The sequence below is a fragment of the Micromonospora sp. Llam0 genome (assembly GCF_003751085.1).
GTDB lineage: Bacteria > Actinomycetota > Actinomycetes > Mycobacteriales > Micromonosporaceae > Micromonospora_E.
In genome coordinates, this window is sequence record NZ_RJJY01000001.1 from 5,655,586 (window position 1) to 5,680,970 (window position 25,385).

Consider the following 25,385-nt stretch of genomic DNA (forward strand, 5'->3'; position numbering starts at 1 on the left):
GGCGGGCGCCGCGTCGGTCACCAGGTGCAGCTGTTCCAGGGGTAGGGGTTTCACAGGTCGTCCTCGTCTTCGTGGTCGTCGATGAGATCGGCGGGGTTTGTGGTGCAGACGGCGTGTTCCTGTTCGGAGCTGATCGACTCGAAGCCGGTGCGGGCGATGCCCGAGATGAGTAGTCCCTGTCCGGGGCGGGCGCCGAGGAGGAGCCGTCGTTCGCCGCCGGTGAGGCCGAACGCGTCACCGACCGCGTCGATCGCCTGCGGTGCCTGTTTGAGCAGCACCTGGGTGGCGGCGTTGGACACCACCGCCCGGCCCAGTTCGGTGCCCAGCACGTCCGCCACGTCCTGGGTGACGACGGTGAGTCCGGCGAACCGTTTGCGGCCGGCCTTCGACATGCGGAACAGGAACCGGGCGCCTTCGCCGTCGCGCATGAGGAGCCACGCCTCGTCCACGACGACGATGCGCCGTTCCGGTGGTGTCGCCGGGGACCGGGCCTGCCGTGGCAGGTCGACCTGCCGCCAGATGTGGTCCAGGGCGAGCAGGGTGCCGATGGTGCGTAGCTCGTCGGGCAGGTGCCGCAGGCTCCACACGACGAGGTGTCCGATCGGGGCGTGTGTGGTGGGTCCGTCGAACAGGTCCTTGAATGAGCCGTCGACCCATGGGGCCAGGCGGGCGGCGAGCTGCGCGGCGGCAGGTTCGGGGTCGGCGTGCAGGCAGTCGACCAGGTCCCGCAGCAGGGGTGCGGGCCGGGTGTGGGTGGTCGGGTCGGCGGTGATACCGGCCTGCCGGTACACGGCCAGGATCGCCCGGTCCAGCGCTGCCCGCTCCGCTGGCGGCGGTGGGTGTCCGACCAGTACGGAGATGACGGTGTGCAGGAACAGGCCGCGGCGGGTGAGTACATCCGGGCGGTGGTCCCCGACGGGCAGATCGAGGGGGTTGATCTTCACTCCGGCCATGCCGAGCCGGACCACGGTGCCGCCGACCGTCTCGGCGAGCCGCAGGTATTCGTCCTCGGGGTCCACGATGGCGACCTGGACGCCCTGGTACAGGTTGCGCAGCACCTCCAACTTCACGAAGTAGGACTTGCCTGCGCCGGACCGTGCGAGGACGACGCTGTTGTAGTTCTCGCGGCTCCACCGGTCCCACCAGACGATCCCGTTGGAGGCGGGGTTGACGCCGTAGAGCACGCCACCGGAGACCGGCGGGTCACCCGGCAGCGGCGCCGGCAGGTCAGGGCTGGCGAGGGGGAACGCCGCCGCGAGGGCCTGGGTGTCCATGGTGCGCAGCATCCGCAGCGAATCGGTCGCCAGGGGCAGGGTGGTGGTCCAGCCGGCCAGGTGCCGCCAGGTCGCCGGCTGCACCTCCAGGAGCGTGGATGCGGCGGCGGCCTTCACCTGGGCGCACGCCTCGAGCAGTTCCTGCTCCGTGCGGGCGTGCACGGTCAGGTACAGGCCGACGCGGAACAGTTTCGCCGCGCCGCGGGCGAGCCGGGCGGCCAGGTCGGCGGCGTCCTCGGCCGCGGCCTCGACGTACGGGTCGGACAGCCTGCCCTTCTCACTGTCCGCCCGCCGCGAGGACTCCAGCCGGGCCCGCTGGGTACGCAGCCGGGCGGCGGCTGTCGGGGCGGGCAGCGGGTCGATGTGCAGGGTGACGTCGATCCGTCCGGGGTAGGACAGCAGAGGTTCCAGCCACGCCGGGCCGACTTCGGCCGGATACCCGGTCACCACCAGGGTGGCCGCGTACCCGTCACCGACCCGCAGGAACCGGGGGGTCACCTCCACCGACGCCGGTGCGACCACGGCGGCCACCCCACTGGTGGAGGTGGCCGCCGTATCGGGGTCGCGGGCGGCGCGGCGGTGCAGTAGTCGTCTCATGGCGATGCCTTCCTTCTGCGGGCGGGTGGGGGTGGCGCCCCGGTGATGACCGCGTCGGGGGCGGCCAGGCCGCCGGGCCGGGGCGGTCGGTACGGGTCGGCGCAGGCCGCGATCGCGGCGGTCGCGGCGTCCCCGTCCAGGGCACGGGTGGTCACCCCGAGCCCGGACAGCGACCGGGCCGTGTCATCGGCGCGGCGGCGGGCCGCGTGCCCGCCCGTCCCGCCGGCCGGGGCGCGGGTGACGATGAGGACCTGCCTGCGCAGCGGATCACGTCGGTGCGCGAGGTCATGGAGAAAGCGGGCGTGGTCGGCGCAGGCGGCCTCCAACGCCGGGTGCGGCAACCGGTAGGCCCTCGCCTCCAGACCGGTGGCATGGGAGGCGAGGTCGACAGGCTGCGCGGAGACCACCACCTGCGTCGGCGTCGACAACGAGTTGAGCCAGCGGCCGAATGTGTCCACCAGGGCCTGCTGCTCGCCGGGAGTCCGCAGGGCGAGGTTGACGGTGGTGGCCGCGACGATCGCCGCCCGGGCGCCGCCGACGCTGATCTCACCGTCGTCGCCGATCGCGTCGGCGGGCAGCCGCAGCGGGGCCGGCACCGGGGTCCGTCCCTTCGGCTGCTGCACCCACTCGGGCACCCCGGCCGTGGATTCTCGCGACGACGCCAGCGCCTTCGGGCCGTGGGAGTGGCGGACCGCGTGCAGCAGCCACACATCCATCGGCAGGCCGTCGCGGCGTCCGACCACCAGTCCGAATACGACACCGCCGACCAGCACACCGGCGAAGGCGATGACCTGCGGCGCCACCACGGTCCGCAGACTGGTCCACACGAGGTAGAACAGCGCCCCGGCGACGGCGAGGATGGCCAACTGCCGCCAGGTCAGCCCGTAGGCGACCTTGTCGGGGGCGTCGACGTCGGCGGGCATCCGCGCCCGCTCGGCGGCATCGATCGCATCGTCTTTGCTCATTTCGTTACCTTTCGGATGGTGGTGAGTCCGGGGACGGCGCCCGCGAGGTGCGGGATGACGACGATCCGCGCGACGGCGCCGAGAACGTTGGTGCCGCCGCGTCCGCCCTGACCGACCCACCGGCCGACCAGGCCGGGAATCTTCACCGTCGTCCACAGCAGGACGATCACGATGAACAGGTTCAGCACGCCGCCCGGTTCGAACGGCAGACCGAGCACGGGCAGCATGTGGGAGGCGTCGAGCAGCATCCACTGGCCGGCGGTCAGGGTGAACGCCTGCGCGGACGGGATCGCCAGGCAGGCGCCGTAACCGCGCCACCACATCCGGGCGACGCCCTCCAACGCTGGGACGGCGTGGCAGGCCAGGGGCAGCGGCGCGATCGCGGTCATCACGATCAGGGCGATGAACCGGCCGATGAGCTGGAACGCGGTCATCACGACCAACACGGCGATGACCAGCACGAGGACCAGGAACAGCAGAGGTGCGGTCGGATCCCTGCCGGTCTCGATGTGGTTGCGTACGGCGGCGAACGTGGTGTCGCCGTCGTAGTTGCCGTCGCTGATCGCCCCGGTCACGGCGTTGGCGAGGGTGATGAGTTCGCGGCACAGCAGTTGGGAGAAGTGCGCGGCGACGAACCCGACGACCAGTCGGGGCGTGAGGTCCTTGACCGTGTACCGGGACCGTTCGTCGCCGCCGGAGACCATCATCATGACCGCGGCGGCGACGAACACCAGGACGAACGCGGTGTCGACGATCCAGATCGACCGGCCGGTCAACGCCTGTACCTGGGGCAGCGCCGTGACCTGCGGGGTGGTGAGCAGGACATCGGTGATCAGACCGAAGATCGCGGCCAGGCAGGCCAGGACCGCTTCGATCAGCCAGTCGAGGACCTGGTCGAGGACCGGACCCATCAGAAACATGGCTCAGCCCCCGACAACGCCCTGCAGCAGCTGCAGCAGGATCGGGGAGAGCACCGCCAGGCCGTAGCCAATCAACGCGTTACGTAGCGCGCCCTTTGCCTTCTCGACCTGGCCAGGGTCCCCGCCGGCGGTGGCCCAGTACACCCCCGCGAGGACCAGGAACAGGGTCGCGAGCCCGGCCAGCAGACCCATGATCAGATTCCGGAGGTTGGTGATGACGACCGGCAGGCTGTTCGCCGCCAGGTAGGCGGCACCGCCGGGATCGGCCTGTGCAGCGGCCGGAACGGCGACGACCAGGACGACGGTGGAGACCGCCGCGCACACCCGGGCGACGCGGCGGACCGGGGAGAGTTGGACAGGCTTGTTGATGCGGACGCGGAGCATGGGTGGTCACCTCCCGCCCCGCCGCCGGTCACCGAAACAGGTGCCGTGCGGGGCGATTGCCAGAGACGGTCGAGGGACCGCCGCCGAGCGCGAGGCCAGGCATGCCGCACCGCCCCGGGAGGAGCTCGTCCTCCCTTTTCTGGGTGGTTGCGGTAATCGATGAGGTGTCAGCGCATGCGATGGCGCGGCACCCGGGGCGACACGACAGTCCTCGCCCCGCTACTCGACGGCGGACGGGACCCGGACCAGCACATTCCCGCTGCTTCCGGCTTGTCCCGCACCCACCAATCGGCGTTTGTCAGACGTGGCGAACACCTGCCGAACTGACAGCGCTCTGACAGCAGCTGCGGCGGTGTCGTTTCTCAGTTGACCTGCTCTTTTCTCAGTCGAGGTGATCCGGGGGGCCGGGGACACCGCGCGCAGGCATGTCGAGGACGACGGGTGCCCGCCTGGAGCGGGTGAGCACCGGTGCCCGTGTTCGCGCCTGTCAGATCCTTTGTCAGATTTCTTGTCAGATCCCGCGCCCGGCAGCGGGGTCGCACGCAGCGCCCCCTGGCGCGGGCGGCTCGTGCCCGCCGGACGATGTCGTGGTGGGAGCGACGCCGGATGGTGGCACGGTTCGGGCCCGGCGCGATGGTCACGCCGGGCCCGAGAAGAGGAACGGATGCGGGTCGGTCAGGCCGCCGCCGCGGTGAGGCTCACCCGGTGGCGCGGTCCGGCGCGGCGGGCCGCGGCGGCCTTGCCTGCCCGGGTCCTGGCGCGCATGTCGTGGCGCTTGGCCAGTTCATCGCGCACCTGCGGGGAGAACGGTCCGGTGAGGACGCCGGTGTCGAGCGCCCACGCGAGGCGGGTGTCGGCCCGGTTCAGGCGCATCCGCAGCACGTCCAGGTCGATACCCAGAGCCTCGGCGACCAACTCGGGAGTGCGCCGGCCGAGGCGGATCGCGATGTACGGCTCGACGTCCTCGCCGTCGAGGAGCCCGAGAGCCTCGGCACGGTAGACCAGCAGGTCGACGTGCCCGTACGGGTGCAGCGGCAGGCGGGACTCGGCGGCGGCGTGCTCGATGTCGTCCACGAGCAGATACTCCTGCTGGGCCAGGCGCAGCTCCCGGCCGGCGCGCCAGGCGGCGAAGCACAGACTGGCGTGCGGGGCGTCGCGGGCCGGGTCCACACCGCCACGCAGACCCTCCAGGAACCCGGTGAGGACCTCGGCGTCGATGTCCGCCGGGTCTCCGCGGTACCCGGCGGCCAGCGAGCCGGCCATGGCGACCAGTGCCGGCATGGCCATCCCGACGGCGGCGATCACCCACTCCGGCCTGCCCAGCCGGGCACGGCGGATCAGCTCCCGCCACACAGCGTCACGGGCGGCGTAGGCGCTCGGATGTGCCAACAGCCATTCCCGCAGTGCCGGCAACGGCACCTCGCCGGGCGGCGCATCAAGATCAATGCCGGCAGCCGCCGAAACGCCGGCACCGCCGGCGGCGGCGGTGCCGCCGACTCCAGACACGGAAGCGCCAGGCCCGGCGCTGCCGGACGTTGCGGTGCCGGACGCGGCAGGGCCGGCACCTGCCGATCCGGCGGTGCCGGACGCTGCGGTGCCGGACGCGGTGAGCGCGGCACAGTCGAGGGTCAGCGGCGCAGGGTCGATGGTCAGCGCCATGAACGCTTTGTCGGCGGCCCGCAGCGCGGACGCCGGCCAGTCGTCACGAGGGTCGGACTCGCTCATGAGGAAAGGGCTCCAAACCAGAGGCAGTGGGGATGTGCCGCAGCGCGGCGATCGGCACCCAGTGCGCCACAACCCGCTGACAACGGTCTGGCAGAGCAGGTCAACGGCCGTTTCCGCCACCTGCACGGGACGCCCGACCAACCCGACAAGACATCGACGGATACAGATGTAAATCTGCCAGTCAATCGACTGTCAGAAATCTTTTTGGTCTTGGGGATGGCCCGTGAGCTGCACTGTCAGACTTCACGCCCTGCTCGGCGTCCGCCGCCGACCCCGGGAAGGCAGCCACCGCCGAACGGGCGCGACGGAGTTGACATCACTCCGGGAAGCCCACCGTGACCCGATAGCGGGTTCTGACAAGGCACCGACAACACGCCCTGTCAGAACGTGGGTGCTGGCAACCCACGATCTGCGTCACCCGGTGTCCTGTCGCGGTGTTGTTGCTCCAGTCGCTTGCTGCTCGGACGATCGAAGCTATGGACAGGACCCGGCCTCCAGTGCCGTGACGGTGTCGGCCTCGCTTCGCCGGTGCCCGCGCCACCAGTGTGTGCCGGACTGCCGGGCGGCACTACCGGACACGCCGGAACTGCCACGCGGCAGCGCCAAGGCGTCGAGCCGCCACCGTACTTCCGAGTCGCTGAAAGTGCCGACGGAACGCCAAGTGCCGAACTGCCGCGGCAAAGCCGACCTGACGACGGTGTCGCGGCAGTGCCGAAACTGTCTGAGGCGCGAACTGCCGGGACCGCCCCGGCCGCCCGCCGGCACGCCGGCACCGCCGCGGTGGGCCGCGACACCCTCCGCAGGACGCCCGGTGCCGAACCTGCCGGCACATTCCGCCGCTCGTGCCGCCGGCTACAGAGTGCGACGGCAGGTCGGTACCGAGAGTCCGACAGATCTGACCGTGCAGCTCGGTGATGTGCCCCTCGCCGCCAGCCGGGGCCGCCCTGCGCTCAGGACTCCCACCAATTGTCGGGACACAACCGGGCCATTTTTGTCCGTTCTCAGGAAACCTGCTCCGGTCGCAGCGCGCTGACCTGGGCGGATCAGTTTGATTGAGAAAGCGGGTGGTCGGGTTTTCTCAGTTGATCTGCTCCGCGTTCGCGTTTCGGGCTGGTTTTCTCAGTCTTTCTGCTCCTGGGGAGGCCTTCGTTGCGGATCTTGTTGGTGATGTATTGGCTGACCGAGCCGTAGGACAGCTCGGCGCCGTGCTTGTCGACGAGACACTCCCAGATCGCCCAGCGAGACAGGGGCGGTTTCTGGGTGAGGAGGTCATCGATGATGTGGGCGTAGGCGTCGTAGACGCGGTTGCCTCGGGGTGGTGCGCGTCTGAAGGCCATCGGGTTCGGGTCGGTGGTGAGGGCGAGCAGGACCGTGTCGGCTTGGACTCTGAACTTGCGGGTGATGGCGCGTAGCGACGGGTTGGTCTTCGCCTCTTGGCGGATGGCGTCCAGGAGTTCACGGGCGCCTTGCTGGCCGCGGCGTTTGATCAGGTTGGCGATGCTGCGCGGCCGGCGCGTCGGGCTGTCGGGCTCGGCTTCGGCATCGAGGGGCGCGTCGTCGGGTTCATCGGGTTCGGGGTGGAGGCGGTGGGGTCGGGCTTCGGTTTGCAGGGTGCTGAAGTGGCGGGTCAGGGCGTCGACGCTGCGGCCGGTGACCACGGCCAGGCGCGCGGCGCGTACGGATCCTTGGTAGGTGGGAGGGGCGCAGAGGTATTGGCGTAGGTAGCTGGGTCGTAGGTGGTTGGCATGGGCGAGACGACGGATGTAGGCACCGACGGTCTCGTCGCGGCGTGGGCGGAGTATGAGGGGCAGTGGTTGAGGCCGGTCGGTGAGGACATCGCTGCTGGTGTCGGGGGTGGTCACCGTTTTTTCCTGCGGTTGGTTTCGGCGGCGATGTCGACTTCGATGGCGTCGAGGCTGGCGCGGGTGATGGCTTCGGTGGTGTCGATGACGGCTTGGACGGCGGCGCTGCGGATCAGCCGTAGAAGGCTGCCGATCATGCCGGCGGTGCGTTGGTGCAGATAGCGGTCCAGTTCGGCCAACGTGCCGGGGGTGTGCTGGTGCAGGCGCAGGCTGGTCTCGAGGGCGCCGACCAGGGCGGTCCAGTCGGGTCCCAGTGGGAACGGGCCGGTCGGGACCATGCCGAAGCGGCCGGCGATCTGCTCGCCTCGGGTGCCCGTGAGCAGGCCGTTGCGTTCGACGTTGATGCCCGCGTAGGCGAAAGTCGCGGGGATGCGCTCGGCGAAGTATTTGAGGGTGTCGGACACTTCTGCGCCGTTGCGGGTGGTCAGGCTGATGTTGTGGATCTCATCGACCACGATAAGGCTGGTGCGGGCGTCGATGCAGACCCCGCAGACGGCTTCCATGACCTCGGTGATGTTGGATCGACGCAGCAGCGGAATGCCGAGGAACCGGGCGAACTCGACGGCGATCATCCTGCCGGTCGCGGCGGGTGGGGCGGTGATGTAGACGACCGGGATGTCAGCGCCGTTGTGCGGGTGACGCTGGCGGTGGATGACCTCGAGGGTCTTGGCCATCTGGATGATCGCGGTGGTCTTGCCGGTGCGGGCGGGACCGGAGACGATCAGCCCGCAGCGTCCGGTCTCCGCGCGCCGGTTGAGGTAGGTCAACCGGCGGCCTTCGAGGGTCACCCGGCGGATGGTGGCGGTGGCGATCACCACCAGCTGGGCGTGGTGGCTGAGCCGGGCCTCGTCGTAGGCGAGGCGCTGATCGGCGGTGAGCGCGGCCAGTCGGGCGTCGTCGAGCAGGTCCGGGACCTGCGGGGCGGTCTGCACGAACTGTCGCCATCCCCGCAGCGTGGTCAGCTGCAGATGTTTCGCGTCGGTGTCGGGTTGGGTCGGCTGGGCGGCGGGGGTGCGGGCCGCGGTCACCATCGTTTCGTTGCCTCCAGGTAGGGGTCGAACACGCCCAGCGGGACGACCTCGGGCGATGCGTCCTCGGGTGCGCTGGTGCGGGTCGGGCCGGTTCCGGCCTCCGGTGGGGCCGGGGGTTCGGGGCGTGGCCAGGTCGGTTGGGCGGTGGAGTGGGTGCGGGCGCGAACCCGCCGGTCCGCTTGGACGCCGAAGGCGTCGGGTCGGGGCCACGGTTGGCGCGTCGCAGCAGCGTCTGCACCGCCTCGGCGATCTCGGCTTCCGTGGCGTCGGGCAGCTTCGCGCGGACGTGGTCCCAGGCCAGTTCCCCGAACGGCAGCCCGTCGCGGCGCAGGTGTGTCCAGAATGCGGTGATCCAGCCGCCGGTGCCCGGGTCACGCACCCAGATCCGGGACACGTCGTAGGGGTCGTGGTGGACCTGCCACAGGTTCTTGTGGGCCTTGTTTCCCGACGGCTGCCTGCGCAGCGGGTTGAGCTGATCGGCGTCGTAGGTGCGGCGCCGGTGCTTGATGCCGTAGGCGTTGATCGCCTTCCAGCAGGTCGGCAGCAGGGCGATGTAGTCCTCGCCGGACAACGGAACCGGCAGGTAGCCGGTCGACTCGACCAGCGCGGCGTACTTCTCGTTCGGCGTGAACATCCGTCCCGGCGTCGCGGGGTCACGCAGGCCGTCGTGGGGGCGGTTCTGCCAGCACGCCACGATCCACTCGTCCAGCAGCTCCTGCAGTTCCAGCATCGACCACAGCGCTTTGGCCTCCAGGCCACGGCCCCGGCGTTCGATGTTCGAGCCGGCGTAGCCGGACACGAACTGGGCGAACAGCGTCCCGACCGCCGACATCAGCTTCTCGACGTGTGGTTTCTCTGCCGGCGAGCCGGGATGGGTGGGCTGGAAGTTGATCCCCAGGAGCGCGCAGGACGAGCGGAAGTTCCGCGACAGGAACACGCTGCCCTGGTCGACCACGATCGTCTCCGGGACGATGACCGGCCGGGCCGCGGCGTGTTCGAGCCGCTCGTCGATGCCGGCCAGCCGCCGGTGCGGCAACACCGACCGGGACATCGCCAACGCCTGCGTCCAGCCCGGCCGCATCGGCTCCGGAGTCAGAGTCCGGGCCAGCAGGATGCTGGCGTCGACCGACTTCGTGGTCGGGCGCAACACCGCTGCGGGCACCGTCTTGGTTCCCACGTCGATCACGCCGGTCAGCTCCACCCGCCCCGGCGTGCCGTCGTCGAGCAGGACCAGCACGTCCAGGGGTGTGGAGTCCATCTCCATCAGCTCACCCGGGGCGAACACCCGAGGCCGGTGAAACGGCGCTGTCGGGGCCGCCGCCACTGAGCGGCGGGTGCGTGCCGATCCCGTCGTGTGCAGGCCGACGGTCAGCTTGTCCAACAGCCGATACGACGTCGCCTGCGACGGCATCGCCACCAGGCCGTGGTGACGCTCGTCGAGGATCTGCCGCGCCCGCCACAACACATAGCCGCGGGTGCGGGTCGAGTCGTCGGTGGCCTCGGCGACCGCCGCCTGCACCGCCTCCACGACCCGCTCGTCGATCCGGCCGAACCGCGACGGCTGCCGCAGCAACCGATGATCCACCAGCGCCGCGACCCCGCCGGACTCGTAACGCTGCCGCTGCCGCTTCACCATCGCCCACGTCACCGTGTGTCCGGCCGCCCGCAACTCCGCGGCCTTGGTCTTCTCCCGGCTGGTCACCGTCGTGACCGCCGGGTCGAAGCCAGGCCGGGCCACCGCCCCGGCAGGAGCGTTCGGCGCCAGACCGTGGATGACCTCCAACACCTGCCGCTCCCACCACAACGCCTGCTCGGCCACGTTGTCCGGCAGACGGTCCAGCGTTGCCGCGCCCATCGGCGCGGCGACGCTGCGCTGCCCGAGCACCGCGAAGTCCGCCTCCGACAGCAGGTGCGCCAACCGGACGCCCTCGGTCTGGCCCGTCTCGTCGGTCAACAACACCAGCGTCCCGGACCAACCCACCACCGTCCGCACGGTCCCGGCGGCCCGCACCCGGTCACCCGGACTCAGCCGGGGCAACCGCCCGCTCACCACGGCGGCCTCGACGCGCGCACCACCGTCGCCGGGCCCAACAGCGCACCGGTCAGATCCGCCGCAAGCACCTGCCGCCAGAGCAGGTGAAACAGCACCGGCAGCACCAGCAGCCGATCCCCGGCCCGCTCAGCGCCCTCGAACAACGGTGTGGGCTGGGTGAACACCTCCACCAGACGGGCCACGATGTCCTCGCGCCGGCCGCAGCGCGGATGCCGATACCGCGACAACCAGCGCACGTTCGCCGCGAACACCGACTCCACGACACCGACCCGGCGGAACCGCCACCCCACCGCTGAGCAGGCCGCAGCCGTCACCGCGAACGCGTCCGCGTCACGGGCCTTGATCCGCTCGTCGGGCCGCACGTCGATCACCATCGCGGTGCCGTCCTCGACCCGGGCGAAGTAGTCCGGCAGATGCCGGCGCACCCCATCTCTCGCTGGCCAGGACAGCCAGAACGGCTGCGATGCGATCCCCACCACCGCCGGATCGAAGTCCAGCAGCATCACATGATCCCGCTCCAGCCACGACTCGTAGCCCACATGCGCGGCCACGGTCGACGACCACCACCGGCCCGGGAAGTTCCGCTGACCCTTGAACATCGCGAACGACCGCGCCGGCGCGACGTCCTCGAACCGCACCCCACCGCAGCGCGTCAGCGGCTCACAGCGCAGCTCACCGCCCTCACCCACGAACTCGACCGTGAAGTCGGCCGCGTCGATGACGCCATCAGCGGCGGCGGAATCCGAAAGAGATCTCACGAAGCTGACAAACGAGCGTCAGCCCTGTGAGAAACCGCCTGACGGCCATCGACTCACGAGCAGCCGGAGCACCTCGACTGAGAAAACCCGCCAGTCGGAGCAGAAACATTGAGAAAAGAGCAGGTCAGATGAGAAAGGACAATCTTCTTCCATACGCCTTGTCAGACGCCGAGGACGCTTTGTCAGATCCGGGGGTGTTCGCCACGGCTGACAAACCCCGGTTGGTGGGTGTCAGCGCATCACGGCGCGGCGCGGAGCCGACATCGCATGAGTCGATCCACACCGCACCCCCCACAGCCCCACGGCGACCCGGCCCAGACCGGCAGCGCCGACCCGACCCTCCTGATCGATCTGGTTGCCGGCGACCCGCCGGTGCCGATCACCGTGTGGCGTACCGCCCGCAGCGGCGACGACCCCACCACCACCGTTCCCGCCCGCCTGGCCTACCGACTGGTGTCCGCGTACAGCCGGCCCGGCGAGGCGGTCGTCGACCTCACCGACGGCCATGCCCTGACCGCCGCCTGCCAGCGCGGTGAGCGCCGGCACCACAAGGCGTGGTTCACCGACGCGGCCTCGCTGATCATCGGCCCCGCCACCCCACCGCCGGGCGCTGAACCCGACGACGAGATCGACCCCGACGAGATGAGCATGGCCGAGCCGGACGGGCCGGAGCCCGCCGACCCGGCCGCCTGGTTCGGCGACGACCTCACCGACCCGCCGGATGGCCGGCCAGTCACCGCCCTGCCCCCGGACGCCAGCGTCGCCGGCGTCACCAGCCTCGTGGTCGCCTGCTGGCCTCTGGACCGCTCCGGTGAAGCGGCCAACCGCGTCCGCCTGGCCTGGCTGCTCACCGCGTGCGCGCATCTGCTGCGCCCGGGCGGCTGCCTCGTCCTGGTGGTCGGCACCCCGGTCGGCAAGCCCGCCACACCGGAGGACTTCCGCCCGCTGGTCGCGGCGGCCTCCGCCGCCGGACTCGGCTACCTGCAGCACATCGTCGCCGTCGACGCCGACGTAGACGGCGACCAGTTCACCTACTTCGCCACCGACGAGGAACTCCTCGCCCTCGCCGCCGGCGAGGACGGCCAGCGGTGGGCGGTCGCGCACGTGCGCGTGCACGCCGACTGCTTCGTGTTCAGCCAGACCCGGCCGCCCACGCCGCAGCGCCGACGGGGTGGTGACGCCCGTGCCTAGAACCATCACCCCGATCGGCGCGCCCGACCCGGGCGACAACGACCGTAACCGGAACACCCGGGAGACCGGCAGCGGCCGCAGTCCACGCCGCGACGCCGTCACCGAGCCGGGTCAGCTGTCGGTCTGGGCGACCGCGCAGCTGACCGGACCGGTGCAGCGCCGCGGCCGGTACGTGCCGGACTCGGTCAGGCACCCGGCACGGATGCTGCCGGCCATCGCCGCGCACGCCATCACCTCCTACACCCGACCCGGCGACCTCGTGCTCGACCCGATGTGCGGCATCGGCACCACCCTGGTCGAGGCCGCGCATCTCGGCCGCGACGCCATCGGCGTCGAGTATGAAAGCAAGTGGAGCGACATCGCCGACGCCAACGTCGCCCACGCCCACACCCAAGGTGCCACCGGGCGGGCATCGGTCGTGCGCGGTGACGCCACCCGCATCACCAGCCTTTTGCCGGCCGCGCTGGCCGGACAGGTATCCCTCGTGGTGACCTCGCCGCCGTACGGGCCGACCGTGCACGGACTGGTCCGCCCGCAGGCCGGCGCCGGCGTGCACAAGTCCGACAACACCTACAACGACGGCACCGACAAGGGCAACCTCGCCTACAGGAACCTCCCCGGCCTGGCCGACGGCTTCGCCGAGATCCTCGCCGGCTGCGCCACCCTACTCACGCCCGGCGGGATCGTCGTGGTCACCGCCCGGCCGTGGCGCAAACGCGGCGAACTGGTCGACCTGCCGTCGGCGGTTATCGGCGCAGGAATCGCCGCCGGGCTCGTCCCGGTCGAACGGTGCGTCGCGCTGCTCGCCGCCGTCCGCGGCGGGCGGCTGATCGCCCGGCCGAGCTTCTTCCAACTCACCGCCGTACGCAAAGCACGCCAGGCCGGGGTGCCGATGCACCTCATCGCCCACGAGGACGTCATCGTCCTGGCCAAGCCCCTCCCCCAGACCCCAGGGGAGGGGGAGGCCGGATGACTCCACCGACGATTCGGCTGCTGTCTCTCGGCGCCGGGGTGCAGAGTACGACCCTACTCCTGCTGGCCGTCGAGGGCAGGATCGCACGCTTCGACGCGGCCGTCTTCGCTGACACGTCGTGGGAGCCGACGGCGGTCTACCGGCATCTGGACCGACTGATCGGCATCGCGGAGCGGGCCGGGATCGAGGTCGTGCGCGTCAGCACCGGAGACATCAGGGCCGACGCGCTCGACCCAGAACACCGGTTCGCCTCAATGCCGCTGTTCACGCTCGGCCCGAACGGCGAGCGGGGCATGGCCCGGCGGCAGTGCACCTCCGAATACAAGATCAAACCGATCAAGGCAGAGGTGCGGCGCCGGCTCGGCTATCCGCACCCGACGCGGGTCCCGGCTGGTGTCCGGGCCGACGTCGCGATCGGGATCAGCCTGGACGAGATCGGCCGGGCACGGGACTCCGACGTCGGCTACATCCGCAACGTCTTCCCGCTGCTCGACCTCGGCTGGCGGCGGACCGACTGCCTCCGCTTCCTGGCCGACAACGGCTACGCGGACACCCCCAAGTCGTCGTGCGTGGGATGCCCGTTCCACGACGACCGTTTCTGGGCCGACCTAAAGGCCAACAGCCCGGCGGAGTGGGCAGCCGCGATCGGCTTCGACCGCGCGATCCGAAACGGCTCCGCACGAGCCAACGCCGAGGGGCACCCACTGCGCGGGGAGTTCTTCCTCCACAGAGCCCGGGTGCCGCTCGACGAGGTGGTCCTGCGTCCACGACCGCAGCCGGCGGACGCGCCTGGCTGCGGGCCGTGGACCTGCCCCCACGAGGAGCCAGTGATCGCGGGCACCGGGCAGGGGGTGGCGTGAGCATTGAGCACACCACCGCCCTACGCATCGGTTCCCTCTGCAGCGGATACGGCGGGCTCGACCAGGCCGTCGAGCTGGTGCTCGGCAGCCGACTCGCCTGGTACGCCGAAACCGACCGGCACGCCAGCACCGTCCTCGCCCACCATTGGCCAGAGGTCCCCAACCTTGGCGACATCCGCAACGTCGACTGGCGCACCGTCGAACCGGTCGACGTCGTCACCGCCGGATTCCCCTGCCAGGACATCAGCAACGCCGGGAAACGCGCCGGCATCACCGGCGAGCACTCCAGCGTCTGGAACCACGTCGCCGCAGCGGTTCGCGTACTTCGACCGCAGCTCCTCTTCGTGGAGAACGTCGCCGCCCTCCTCCGGCGAGGGTTCGACGTCGTCCACGCCGATCTGGCCGAGATCGGGTACGACACGAGCTGGCTATGCCTACGCGCATCCGACATCGGCGCAGCCCACCGCAGAGACCGGCTGTTCCTGCTGGCCACTCCCACAGATCGAGGGGGTGCCGACGTTGCCGACACCGTGCGCCCGTGACGGCAAGGGACCCGGTCACCAGTACGGGCTGCCGGATCTGGTCGAGCCGACCGGAACCCGCCACGGCCTGCTACCGACTCCGACCGCCGTGGCATACCGGTCGGACTCGTCCCCGTCGGCCGGAGCAGCCCGCCCGCCGAGCCCGGCCGGCGCCGCCCCACGGCTGCTGCCGACGCCAAGGGCCAGCGACACCGGCACCCCGGGCCGACGGGCCGGGGCCGGGTGGCGACCGCCACTGTCACAGGTGCTGCTACCCACCCCGAGGGCAACCGACGGAACCAAGGGCGCACCTGGGCAGCGCGGGTCGCACGGTGACCTCACCCTCCCGTCAGCGGCAGTACGGGTACCGGCACGGACCCTGCCCACCCCACGCGCCTCCGACGCACGCGGACCCGGCCGACACGGCGACGGCGGCGCCGACCTGCGCACCACCGTCGCCGGGCTGGGCCAGCCCGACACCGACCGGTGGGGTCCCTACGCCGCCGCGGTGGCCCGCTGGGAACTGCTGCTCGGCCGACGCGTGCCGGAGCCGACCCAACCAGGCCGGCACGGCAAACCCGTCCTAGCGCCGCCATTCGTGGAATGGCTCATGGGCCTGAACAGCGGCCACGTCACCGACCCGACGCTCGCGTTACCGCGCACCGGCGCGCTGCGGGTCCTCGGCAACGGCGTCGTCCCCCAGCAGGCCGCCACAGCGTTGCGACTGCTGCTGTGCCCGTACCGGTGGGAAGTGCCGACATGACCGAGCCCACCTCCCTGAACGCCTACCAGTACCGCAAGGTCGGCCCGGTCGAGCTGTATCTCGGCGATACCCGCCAGATGCTTGCCTCGATGCCCGACGCCAGTGTCGACTGCGTCGTCACCAGCCCGCCGTTCTGGGGGCTGCGCGACTACGGCACCGGCGCCTGGAACGGCGGTGACCCGGCCTGCCGCACCCGCTCGGCCGGACCCGCCGCACCCACGGCACCCACGGCACCACCTGCCCGGCCTGCCAGGCACGATGGGTCGACCCGCAGTACGGACTCGAAGCCACCCTGGACGACTACCTCGACCACCTCGTCGCGGTCTTCGACCAGGCCAGACGGGTCCTCGCACCGACAGGTACCTGTTGGGTCAACCTCGGCGGCTCCTACAGCAGCGCCGCGGCCGGCGCACCGAAGGCCGGCCGACCGCAACCCGGTCGCATGCGACCCGCCAGGCCGCGCGTCCAGGACACGCTCCCTCCGAAGAATCTGGTCGGGGTGCCCTGGCGGGTCGCATTCGCGCTGCAAGCCGACGGCTGGTGGCTGCGTAACGCGATCATCTGGGCCAAGAGCAACCCGATGCCCGAGTTCGTCGGCGACCGCCTGTCCACCAGCTACGAACTGCTGTTCCTGCTCACCAGATCCCATTCCTACTACTTCAACCTGGATCCGATCCGGATCCCCCTCGTCAGGCCGGAGACCGCCGACGGGACCCGGATCATCGGCCGATCCCGCAAAGGCCGCACCAGCGGAGTCGACGCCACCGCCCGCCTCCTCGGCGCCACCGCGGCGCCGAGGAGGTCGGGGTCGAGCCTCGGGAAGGGCGCGGCAACCTCGTCCCGCTCGGTCACGCCCACACCGCCGCCCATCCGAAGGGACGCAACCCAGGGATGTTTGGCGGATCGCGACCCGCCCCTACCGAGGGTCCCACGTGGCGCCATTCCCGATCGACCTGCCGCTGCGGGCGATCGCGGCCAGCTGCCCGCCAGGCGGTGTGGGGTTCTGGACCCGTTCTCCGGCGCCGGAACGACCGGACTCGCCGCGCTGCAACTCGGCCGGCGATATCGAGGCGTCGACATCAACGCCGGGTTCCACGACGAAGCCCTGACACGGCTCCGTCCGCACCTACCCGATGACACGGCGAGCGAGGACGGCGGGTGAGCCGCCTGCGACCCGTACCGGTCACCTTCGCCGAAGCCTGCCACTTCGTCGCGGACTGGCATCGGCATCACCGGCCGCCGCGCGGCCACAAGTTCAGCATCGGGGCCGCCGACCAGGACGACGTCCTGGTCGGCGTCGCCGTCGTCGGGCGCCCGGTCGCCCGAATGCTCGACGACGGCCTGACGCTCGAGGTGACCAGGGTCGCCACCGACGGCACCCGCAACGCGAACTCCCTGCTGTACGAGGCGGCGTGGCAGTCCGCCCGGGCGCTCGGCTACCGGCGCCTGGTCACCTACACCCAAGACGGGGAAAGCGGAGCCAGCCTACAAGCAAGCGGGTGGCGGATCGTCGCCTCCCGACCACCGCAACCAGGCTGGTCACTACCCAGCCGCGCCAGGGCTGACCACGGCACCGCCGACATCGCGCGCAGCCGCTGGGAACCATCGAGCTGACCACCACACCAGCGAACCATCCATCCCAAGGGCCCGCCACCACGGTGGCGGGCCCTTCCTCTCTGTGCAAAGGACGAAACCACGTGGACAGCACGGCCATCACTTCCGCAGAAGACGCCCCAGTGCCCGCTTCGGTGTGGACCGTCGAGCGCATCCGCGCGCTCGGGGCGGTCACCGACGTCGCCACCGTCGGCGAGATCTTCGGCCTGTCCCGCAACAGCGCCTACGAACTGGCACGCGGGAACCGACTGCCGGTGCCGGTACTGCGGATCGGATCCCGCTACCGGGTCTCCGTCGCCGCGATCCTCACCGCCCTCGGCGTCCCCACCGAACACCCCGCCCCGCCGCCGCCCGCGACTTGATCACACCGCCGAAACGAGCGGTGATCACCACCCAACGGACACCCGACAATCCGATGGTCGCCAACGGCGACATCGGCGAGGAGAAAGACTCGTCATGGCAGACGGATCCATCACCAAACGCTGCGGCTGCCGCGAGGACGGCAAGCGCCTCGGCGCCAGGTGCCCCAAGCTACGCCGGGGCAACGGCTGGAACCCCCACCACGGCACGTGGCGGTACCAACTCGAACTCCCAGTCGACGCCGCCGGACAGCGGCGGCAGCTACGCCGAACCGGCTTCGACACCCGCGAGGAGGCCGCGCAGGAACGCGACCACGCCCGCACGCTGCTCGACCTCGCCGGACGCGACGAGGTGCTGCGTCGACAAATCGCCGACCTGCTGCAGGCATGCAAGCCGAGCCAGCCTCTTCCCGACACCGACCACGTCGCCCGCCGTATCCGCGCCGACGTGCCCGCCGACAACCGGCTCACCCTCGGCGACTACCTCGCCGAATGGATCAAGGGCCGGACCAAGCTGGCGCCCGCGACCCGGCGCAGCTACCAGGACCACATCGACAAGTACTGGACGCCGCACCTGGGGCAGGTGGCGTTGCAGGAACTCGGCGTCGCGCACATCGAGTCGGTGTTCGCCACGATCGACGCCCGCAACGCCGAGATCCTCGCCGCCAAGGCGAGCCCGGTCAGGGAGATCCGCGACGCGGCCAAGGGGAAACGCACCGTCGGCAACGCCAGCCAGCAGCGGATCCTCGCGACGCTACGTAAGGCGCTCAACGACGCCCGTAGGCTGTACCGCCACAAACTGGTCGAGCACAACCCGGCCGAGTCGGTCGAGCTGAAGTCCGGCAGGCCGCCAAAGCCTCGGCTGTGGACGGATGTGGCGGTCAACCGGTGGCGCCGCACCGGCCAACGGCCCAGCCCGGTCATGGTCTGGACACCAGCGCAGGTGGGCGAGTTCCTGGACTTCACGGAAGCCGAGGATCCCGAGTTGTATGCCCTGTTCGACCTGGCCGTTCACCGTGGGCCACGGCGGGGAGAGTTGTGCGGCCTGCACGACTACGACGTCGACCTGGAAGCAGCAGCGATCACCATCACCACCCAGCGCACCAGCGTCGGCTACAAGATCGTCGAGAAGGCCGTGAAGTCGGCGGCCGGGGACCGGGTCGTCGACCTGAGCGACGAGAGCGTGACGAGCCTCCGCAGGTACCTGTTCCGCCGGGCCGCGTGGAAAGTCGTCGCCGGTGACGCCTGGGCCGACACCGACATCTTCTTCGTCCGCAAACGCGACGGCCAACCCTGGCACCCGGAGACGGTCACCGGCCGATTCGACCGGCTCGTCGAACGCAGCGAGCTGCCGCCGGTCCGGTTCCACGACCTCCGGCACGTCGCCGCGACCCTGATGCTCGCGACCGGGGCAACCATCAAGGAAATCCAGGACACCCTCGGCCACTCCTCCTACAACCTGACCGCCGACACCTACACCTCCGTCCTGGCGGAGCTGAAGAAGACCACGGCCGAGGCGACGACCAAGCTGATCCCACGCCGCAACCGCCCGAAGGCCGCATAACGCCGCGCCGCGACGATCGCTGGCCGGCACTCCGACGTATGTCGATGTGCCGGCCAGCGATCGTCGTTTGGCTGGGGGCCAGCTACCGGCCCTCCAGCTCCCCGCGATGGCGGTGCATCCCGGCAAGTGATCTGGTGTTCGGCAGCATCCGCATCCGCCTCAACCGTCCAACTCAAGATGGTCGTGGGTTGCCTCGGCATACTGACTGGATCTCATCGCCGGCCCCAGCACCCACCGGTACGTGGAAGACCGAGCGATGAAACGCTCTACGCATGCAGGCGCGCAAGAACCCTGAGTATCTGAAGGCCCTGGTGGCGGCGGTTACCGACTTCCGCGAAGCGCTGGTGGCGTTTCTGGAACTCCACGTGAACAACGGCGAGCCTGGTGGGCTCGGAGGTGTAGCGCGGGGCGCTGCCCCGGCTGTACTGCGACGTGACGGTGCGGACCCGCAAGAGATCGCTCGGCGTCATTCCCGTGTTTCCCGGGCCGCGGGGCTGGCCGCCGCTGCCGTGCCGCTGACGCACGTGACTGTCACGGTGCAGGGCTTCGGCGCGGTCGATCCGATCTCCGCTTGGCAGACGATCACGCGCCCCAAGCCGCTGTTGGAAGCGGTTGACGTCTTGGACGCCTGCGATCAGGCCCTCGGGCGGCTGGAGGGCTTGGTCTTGCAAGCGGAGGCGGAGCGTCCTCCGGCCGTCGGCGCCGAGGCAATGCACCCCCTGGTCTGGGGTTCGGCCTCACGCCTGTGGCGGGACGGCCATTTTCGGGAGGCCGTGGCGGCAGCGGCAGAGGCGGTTGTGCTGATGGTCAAGACCCGGACCCGCCGCAACGACATCGCCGAGACCGCGCTGTGGCAGGAGACGTTCTCCATCAAGGAGCCCGAGCCCGGCAAGCCCCGACTGCGCTGGCCAGGAGATCCGGAGAACCGTGACGTCGGCACCATGAACAGCGGCCTGCGATCCTTCGCGCCGGGCGTACAGATGACCATCCGCAATACCGTCTCCCACGGTGTGGGGCAGCTCGGGGAACAAGCCGCAGTAGAGCGGCTCGCCGCGCTGAGTCTGCTGGCTCGATGGGTCGACGAATGCGACTTGATCGAGGTCGCAGCTCAAGAAGGCGGCGGATAGGCCGGAGTCTGCCGGGAGGACCGTCCGAATCGGTACGCGGATGCTCGGTGAGGGTCGGTACGGTACCCGGTATGGCCTCACCCGCTGCTGGCCGCACGCTTCGCCGACCTATGGTACCCGTTGGCTTCCCGCGCTTGACTGGTCCTGAGACGCCCGGCGTGCTGAAGCGGAATGTCAAACCGGCCTCCGTGTGGGCGAGGAACTTGATGGTGAGCGGGACGCAGCCCGCCGGGATGGGAGCGGCAACGATGCAGCTGGAGGTCTCGCCGGCATCCGGGGGGCTGGAAACCCGGCCCGATGTGGTCGGCTACACCTCCGTGCTTCTGGCTCGGAAGGAACATCGCCTTTTTGCTCTTTTTGACCCGGATGATCCAGACGGCGTAGGCCGCGCACACTTCGAGGCGGCCGTGCGGCGTTACCTGCGTCAGCTGGAGTCGGCGGTTTACGACCGGACGGACCGGCTGCTGGGACTTCGCAAGATCGCTCCGCTCAGCGTGTCGGTCCGCAGCGACGACGATGCCCTCATCCAAGGCGCGCAGGTGACGATCCGTCTTCACGCTCATGGTCAGCAACAACTAGTCCAGGCTGATCTTGATGAGGACCTTCTGACGGAGATTCCAATCCCACCGTCTCCTCTCGGCGGCGCAGCCGCGTCCCCACCTCGCAGGCGGGCGGCTACATGCACTCGGGGAGAACGAACAGCGCCGCACTCTGACCACTTCGACCGGGCCGCAGACTCTGTACATCGAGGGCTGCGCAACGTCGTCGAACCGGCTCTCATCATCGCGACCCCGAAAGACGAGCGCCTGATTGAGCTGGTCTACCCCGAGGTCGATCTCCGGCCCGGTCAGATCCTCCTGCTGCCAGATGTCGCGCTTGACCTGCTGGAACCCGTCAATGAATGGTGCGAGGCCGCCTGGACGGTCACCGCCCGCAACCACCCCGGCATCGTCACCGGCCGGTTCGAGTTGTTCACAGTCGCCGACCCGTACGCCCTCGCCCGCACCTGGCCAGCCGCACCTGTGTCGCCCACTCACGGATCCCGCGCACGCTCCGGTTCCGGCTACCCGCCAGGCAGCGGCGCCCGAGAGCCGATCTGCGGAATACTCGACGATGTGAATCCCCTGCTTCTCGCCGCCGCCGGCGAGCTGCCGTCGACGAAACTTCGCCAGCGGCTCTGGAAAGCGGTTCGAGAGATCGGCGCGCTAGACGACGAGGCCCTCGACGACGACCCGCAGGCCGCCGTTGACCGGCTGGTTGCGAAGTACCGCGTACCCGATACGGCGTACCGCGGCGAACCGACGGTCGCGGCCGTGCGCCAGCGCAGGGAACAGGTCCGCGACTTTTCCCATCCCACCCGCATGGTGAACAGGGTCGTGCAGGACTACGAGGTAGCCGTCGACTTCGACGGCGACGCCGGTCTCGTGCGAGCCTCGCTCGCTACCTGTGCCCACGAACCGCAGTGGCAGGTGCAGGGCAGCCAGATCCGGGCGGTGTTCACCGCCGACGTCACCATTCCGGGAAGCAAGTTGGAGCGACAGATCAGGGAGCGTGTCGCCGACGCTGCCGCTCATCTCGACCACGCCCGCCGAGACCTCGCCCGCTACCACGACGAACTCAACGCCGCGGTGGAGGACCTCGTGCCCAAAATGCTGGCTGTCCGGCTCGCCGGTCAACGGCAACGCGAAGAACTCACCCTTACCTTCGCGTCAGCATCCATCAATGAGCGGGACGGCGAGCCCTCCATCGATGCCGACGCGGCCCGGACCCCGCCCGGGCCCAGCACCGATTCGGAGATGCTCTTCGAGGAGGTTCTCAACACGCTGGAGTCCTCGGCAGAGGTTCTGGCGGCTCATACCCCGCTCGTGCAAGCACTCGACACCGAGGACCTGCTGCGCTTCCAGCTCATACTCTTCCTCCAGGGCCGACATCCCGAGCCGTATGTCTTCACCGCAGAGACGTTCCGCGGCCAGGGCAAGGTCGACATCGCGGTGCACTGGAAGGGTCGGCTCATCGGCGTTGTGGAGTGCAAGGTCTGGCACAGCGAGCGGCGGTTCCGCGAGGGCATCGACCAGGTACTGAGCTACCTCACCCCCAACGACACCCGGGTCGCCTACGTCGTGTTCATCAAGCAGCAGACCGTCACCTCGATCGTCGACGTCCTCAAACACACGATGCTCAACCACGCCAACTGCGCCGACACCGAGAGTCCGACCGGCTCCAGAAGGTTCACCTTCGCATTTCACGCCACGGCCGACCCCGGACGGCCTATCACGATGGACCTGCTCCCGATTCCCCTGGCCACCAGCGCCACCGGAAACTCGACCAATCGAGGGCTTCGGCGGCCACACCCATCGGGAGGCCGAGGCCGCGGCGAGACACGCTGACCGAAGCGCATCACCACCAAGCCGGACGCCACAGCCCAGGATCAAGGTCCTGGGCGAGACACGTGTAGCCTCCGACCTGCCGTCGGCAGATCCAGCAGGTGAAGGAGAGAATCTGCCCGACCGGGTGTCGACGATTGCCGCAACTGATTAGGGCAGCGTCCCTGACTGGATCGGGGGCATCGGGACCGCCACCGCGACCACCCTGCTCACCATTCGCTGGTGGCGCGAAAGCCGACACCGACAACACGACCAAGCGCGCCAGTCAGCCCCGCGATCCGGCAACACCTACTGGACGTCCAAGACCTGTACGCGGCGGAGCGCAAGCGGGACGGATCGGGCATTGACCTCGACGCCCCGCAGGCAACGGCGACCGGTGGGATCTCGATGGTGGTGGTGAGCAATGCGACACCAGCGGACCGATCAGCGGGACTGTGCGCCGCCGAGCTGGATCAGCGCGGCTTACCGCATGACGCGGGGCTGGATGCCCGTAGATGTCATGTTCCCGGACAGCATGCAGTGCCGGGGTCGTTGGGATGTCGTGTGGGCGGCGCGGTCGACTCTTGCGGGAGATCGACATGGAGATGCCGCGCCGCCCGGGTGCAGCATATCGGCAGGGTTGATGAAGGCGTCGTGGCCGCGATGCTGGGCAGGGCTCTGGGAAGGTGGCCGCCTTGGTAGTAGTGCGGCTCGTTGGGCGGCTGCCCTTGTCGTGTTCCCGGGGTGCCTCAGCCTGCGACCGTCGGACCTGGCCGTTCGGGCGGCGCTGACGACCAGGTGAGGCAGGCCGGTCGTTGGCCGGTCGACACGTACTCGACAACGGCCTGTCGGGCGGTGTCGACGCTGACCCGGGCCAGCCAGGCGGACACGTCGCGGGTTCCGCTTTCCGGTGATTCCAGCACGGCTATCGGCACGGTCGGATCGAGCTGTACGCCGTAGGAACCGTCTGACCAGCGCAAGGCAGCTCGTCCGACGTCGATGTCCACATCGATTCGTAGCTTCGGCGGTGCCTCCGCTGGTCCAAACCATATGGTCTGGCCGCACCCGCCGTGCGGCATGATCGATGACGCCTGTTCGTCAAACCATTCACCGGCATCGTCAGGGCCGGCCAGCAGCTCTCGATGCCCGTGGTAGTCGGTCATGACGAACTTCATTGGATGATGCCGACGCCGACGCCGACGCCGATGGCCGCGACTTCGGTCATCGGTCGGTCGTCTTGGGGTTGTTGGCGGCTCCCGGCGTGCTCGGTTCGCCGTTTCTGCCTCGCGTGCGGAATGTGACGTTGGCTTCGGTGAGGATCTGGCGTACGAAGCCGTAGGAGCGGTTGGTTTCGCGGGCGATGCGGCGGATGGGGTAGCCGGCGTGGTAGAGCTGGGCGAAGTCGGTCCGGCATTTGGTTCGGTCGTCGCCGGTGATGCGGCGTCCCGGTGTCATCCGTCGGATGGCCGCTGGTACGGGTGGGTGTGCCATGTGGTGTCGTCCTGATTGGGGTGTCGGGTACGGCTTGGTTGTTCAGGTAGGCGGGTTGTCGGTGTTGGTCCGCTACTGGGGTGGCTGGTCGAGGTGGTGGAGGAGGCCGAGGACGAGGAGGGTGTCGTGGGTGGGTGTGGAGCGGTCGACCGCGTCGGCCCATCGATGGTGGGTGCAGGGGTGTGGGATGAGTCGTCCCTCGAAGCGGCACTGGGTGCACATGCCGGTGTCGTCGGGGGTGTGAAGCGCGAGGATGGCGTCGGCGATGGGGGTGAGGTTGGCCGCTGGGCGCGCCTGTGCGGTCGGCGGAGGGGTGGGTGTCATGGTCACGGGGTGCTCCTTTCTGGCTGGGAGGGGGTCTGGGTCGGGCGGCGGTTGTCGGTGTGGGCTGGTGGGTCGCAAGGGGATGGCGTCCGTGGGTGGTGGGTGCGTCGCCGTTGTTTGGTGGCCGCCCGGCGGGGCGGTCGGATGGTTGTCGATGCCCTGGTGGCGCGATACGCGGGGAGGTGTCGCGCCCCCAGGGTTTCCCTGGTAGCCGTGACCTGGCCTGTCGAGCCGAGACACGCCGTGGCGAGCCGAGACCGGCCTTGCCCAGCCGAGACTTGCCCTGGCTGGTCATGGTGTGTCGTTGACCGGCCGTGGTCTGGCCTCCCTACGACCCGGTTCCGGGTGGTAGGAAGCTTGTGTGGGGGACGTGTCCGCCGGGGTGCTGCTGGGTGTGGTGTCCGCTGGTGGTCTTCTCCAGTTCGGCCACCCGTTGCTTGAGGATGGTGAGGTCGTCCTGCGGTGCGTGTATGCGGGCAGCGGTCTCCTCGACGCGGGTGGCGGTGCCGTGTGTGGTCTCGGTCAACGCGGCGATGGTCGTCTCCAGCCTGTTTTGGCGGACGTCGAGTTGGCGCATCATGACGTTTTCCCGGAGACCTCACGGATCTTCTTGGTGATCGTGTCCAGCGGGTCGACCAGCCTGGCGTTGTGCATCAGCAACGGCGA

The 25,385-nt window shown here is 69.8% G+C and carries 24 protein-coding genes; 11 read left to right on the top strand and 13 right to left on the bottom strand.

Going from position 1 to position 25,385, the window contains the following annotated elements; all coding sequences use genetic code 11:
- Positions 1-50: 50 nt before the first annotated feature.
- The 9 genes from EDC02_RS24650 to EDC02_RS24690 form a co-directional block, all read right to left on the bottom strand.
- Positions 51-1,871 (bottom strand): VirB4 family type IV secretion system protein, encoded by a 1,821-nt coding sequence (locus EDC02_RS24650; RefSeq protein WP_123603991.1) that lies wholly within the window; start codon positions 1,869-1,871, stop codon positions 51-53.
- Entirely contained in the window at positions 1,868-2,836 is a 969-nt protein-coding gene (locus EDC02_RS24655) for a PrgI family protein (protein ID WP_123603992.1), read from the bottom strand. Before EDC02_RS24655 ends, EDC02_RS24650 begins: the two co-directional genes overlap by 4 nt.
- Complete coding sequence (locus EDC02_RS24660; protein WP_123605121.1) at positions 2,833-3,747, bottom strand: hypothetical protein; 915 nt, start codon at positions 3,745-3,747, stop codon at positions 2,833-2,835. Before EDC02_RS24660 ends, EDC02_RS24655 begins: the two co-directional genes overlap by 4 nt.
- A 12-nt stretch (positions 3,748-3,759) precedes the next feature.
- A complete protein-coding gene (locus tag EDC02_RS24665; RefSeq protein ID WP_123603993.1) occupies positions 3,760-4,140 on the bottom strand; it encodes a pilin in 381 nt (126 codons plus the stop codon).
- 675 nt (positions 4,141-4,815) lie between these two features.
- On the bottom strand, positions 4,816-5,865 hold the full coding sequence (locus tag EDC02_RS24670; RefSeq protein WP_233606269.1) for a hypothetical protein: 1,050 nt from the start codon (positions 5,863-5,865) through the stop codon (positions 4,816-4,818).
- Positions 5,866-6,908: 1,043 nt separating this feature from the next.
- Positions 6,909-7,727 carry a hypothetical protein gene (locus tag EDC02_RS24675; RefSeq protein ID WP_123603994.1) on the bottom strand — a complete coding sequence of 273 codons (819 nt, stop codon included), beginning with the start codon at positions 7,725-7,727 and terminating at the stop codon, positions 6,909-6,911.
- Entirely contained in the window at positions 7,724-8,452 is a 729-nt protein-coding gene (locus EDC02_RS24680; protein WP_233606444.1) for an ATP-binding protein, read from the bottom strand. Before EDC02_RS24680 ends, EDC02_RS24675 begins: the two co-directional genes overlap by 4 nt.
- On the bottom strand, positions 8,346-10,808 hold the full coding sequence (locus EDC02_RS41860) for an integrase (protein WP_233606270.1): 2,463 nt from the start codon (positions 10,806-10,808) through the stop codon (positions 8,346-8,348). The genes EDC02_RS24680 and EDC02_RS41860 overlap by 107 nt, the downstream gene beginning before the upstream one ends.
- Positions 10,805-11,569: a TnsA-like heteromeric transposase endonuclease subunit gene (locus EDC02_RS24690; protein ID WP_199757752.1), complete on the bottom strand. Its 765-nt coding sequence runs from the start codon at positions 11,567-11,569 to the stop codon at positions 10,805-10,807. Before EDC02_RS24690 ends, EDC02_RS41860 begins: the two co-directional genes overlap by 4 nt.
- 267 nt (positions 11,570-11,836) lie before the next feature.
- On the opposite strand from EDC02_RS24690, the gene EDC02_RS24695 reads away from it, so the two are divergent.
- From EDC02_RS24695 to EDC02_RS39715, 11 genes are all read left to right on the top strand, one after another.
- The gene (locus EDC02_RS24695) at positions 11,837-12,760 is read left to right on the top strand and encodes a hypothetical protein (RefSeq protein WP_123603996.1); all 924 of its coding nucleotides are present in this window, start codon (positions 11,837-11,839) and stop codon (positions 12,758-12,760) included.
- The gene (locus EDC02_RS24700; RefSeq protein ID WP_233606271.1) at positions 12,753-13,733 is read left to right on the top strand and encodes a TRM11 family methyltransferase; all 981 of its coding nucleotides are present in this window, start codon (positions 12,753-12,755) and stop codon (positions 13,731-13,733) included. The genes EDC02_RS24695 and EDC02_RS24700 overlap by 8 nt, the downstream gene beginning before the upstream one ends.
- On the top strand, positions 13,730-14,593 hold the full coding sequence (locus EDC02_RS24705; protein WP_123603997.1) for a hypothetical protein: 864 nt from the start codon (positions 13,730-13,732) through the stop codon (positions 14,591-14,593). Before EDC02_RS24700 ends, EDC02_RS24705 begins: the two co-directional genes overlap by 4 nt.
- Entirely contained in the window at positions 14,590-15,135 is a 546-nt protein-coding gene (locus EDC02_RS24710; protein WP_123603998.1) for a DNA cytosine methyltransferase, read from the top strand. Before EDC02_RS24705 ends, EDC02_RS24710 begins: the two co-directional genes overlap by 4 nt.
- On the top strand, positions 15,104-15,877 hold the full coding sequence (locus tag EDC02_RS24715) for a hypothetical protein (protein WP_123603999.1): 774 nt from the start codon (positions 15,104-15,106) through the stop codon (positions 15,875-15,877). Before EDC02_RS24710 ends, EDC02_RS24715 begins: the two co-directional genes overlap by 32 nt.
- Positions 15,878-16,061: 184 nt before the next feature.
- Positions 16,062-17,039 (top strand): site-specific DNA-methyltransferase, encoded by a 978-nt coding sequence (locus EDC02_RS41865; protein WP_255500593.1) that lies wholly within the window; start codon positions 16,062-16,064, stop codon positions 17,037-17,039.
- On the top strand, positions 17,036-17,491 hold the full coding sequence (locus tag EDC02_RS24725; RefSeq protein WP_233606272.1) for an XF1762 family protein: 456 nt from the start codon (positions 17,036-17,038) through the stop codon (positions 17,489-17,491). Before EDC02_RS41865 ends, EDC02_RS24725 begins: the two co-directional genes overlap by 4 nt.
- A gap of 83 nt (positions 17,492-17,574) precedes the next feature.
- Complete coding sequence (locus EDC02_RS24730; RefSeq protein WP_123604001.1) at positions 17,575-17,853, top strand: helix-turn-helix domain-containing protein; 279 nt, start codon at positions 17,575-17,577, stop codon at positions 17,851-17,853.
- A gap of 94 nt (positions 17,854-17,947) precedes the next feature.
- The gene (locus EDC02_RS24735) at positions 17,948-19,414 is read left to right on the top strand and encodes a tyrosine-type recombinase/integrase (protein WP_123604002.1); all 1,467 of its coding nucleotides are present in this window, start codon (positions 17,948-17,950) and stop codon (positions 19,412-19,414) included.
- 272 nt (positions 19,415-19,686) lie between these two features.
- The gene (locus EDC02_RS24740) at positions 19,687-20,541 is read left to right on the top strand and encodes a TIGR02391 family protein (protein WP_123604003.1); all 855 of its coding nucleotides are present in this window, start codon (positions 19,687-19,689) and stop codon (positions 20,539-20,541) included.
- Positions 20,542-20,789: 248 nt separating this feature from the next.
- On the top strand, positions 20,790-22,928 hold the full coding sequence (locus EDC02_RS39715) for a hypothetical protein (RefSeq protein WP_148083601.1): 2,139 nt from the start codon (positions 20,790-20,792) through the stop codon (positions 22,926-22,928).
- A gap of 725 nt (positions 22,929-23,653) precedes the next feature.
- On the opposite strand, the gene EDC02_RS24755 is transcribed toward EDC02_RS39715, so the two are convergent.
- From EDC02_RS24755 to EDC02_RS24770, 4 genes are all read right to left on the bottom strand, one after another.
- Positions 23,654-24,079: an Imm1 family immunity protein gene (locus EDC02_RS24755; protein ID WP_123604006.1), complete on the bottom strand. Its 426-nt coding sequence runs from the start codon at positions 24,077-24,079 to the stop codon at positions 23,654-23,656.
- Between the two features lie 46 nt (positions 24,080-24,125).
- Positions 24,126-24,359, bottom strand: coding sequence for a helix-turn-helix domain-containing protein (locus EDC02_RS24760; RefSeq protein ID WP_123604007.1), 234 nt, complete (start codon positions 24,357-24,359; stop codon positions 24,126-24,128).
- A gap of 108 nt (positions 24,360-24,467) precedes the next feature.
- Positions 24,468-24,725, bottom strand: coding sequence for a hypothetical protein (locus tag EDC02_RS24765; protein WP_123604008.1), 258 nt, complete (start codon positions 24,723-24,725; stop codon positions 24,468-24,470).
- A 322-nt stretch (positions 24,726-25,047) separates the two neighbouring features.
- Positions 25,048-25,299, bottom strand: coding sequence for a hypothetical protein (locus EDC02_RS24770; protein WP_148083602.1), 252 nt, complete (start codon positions 25,297-25,299; stop codon positions 25,048-25,050).
- Positions 25,300-25,385 lie beyond the last annotated feature (86 nt).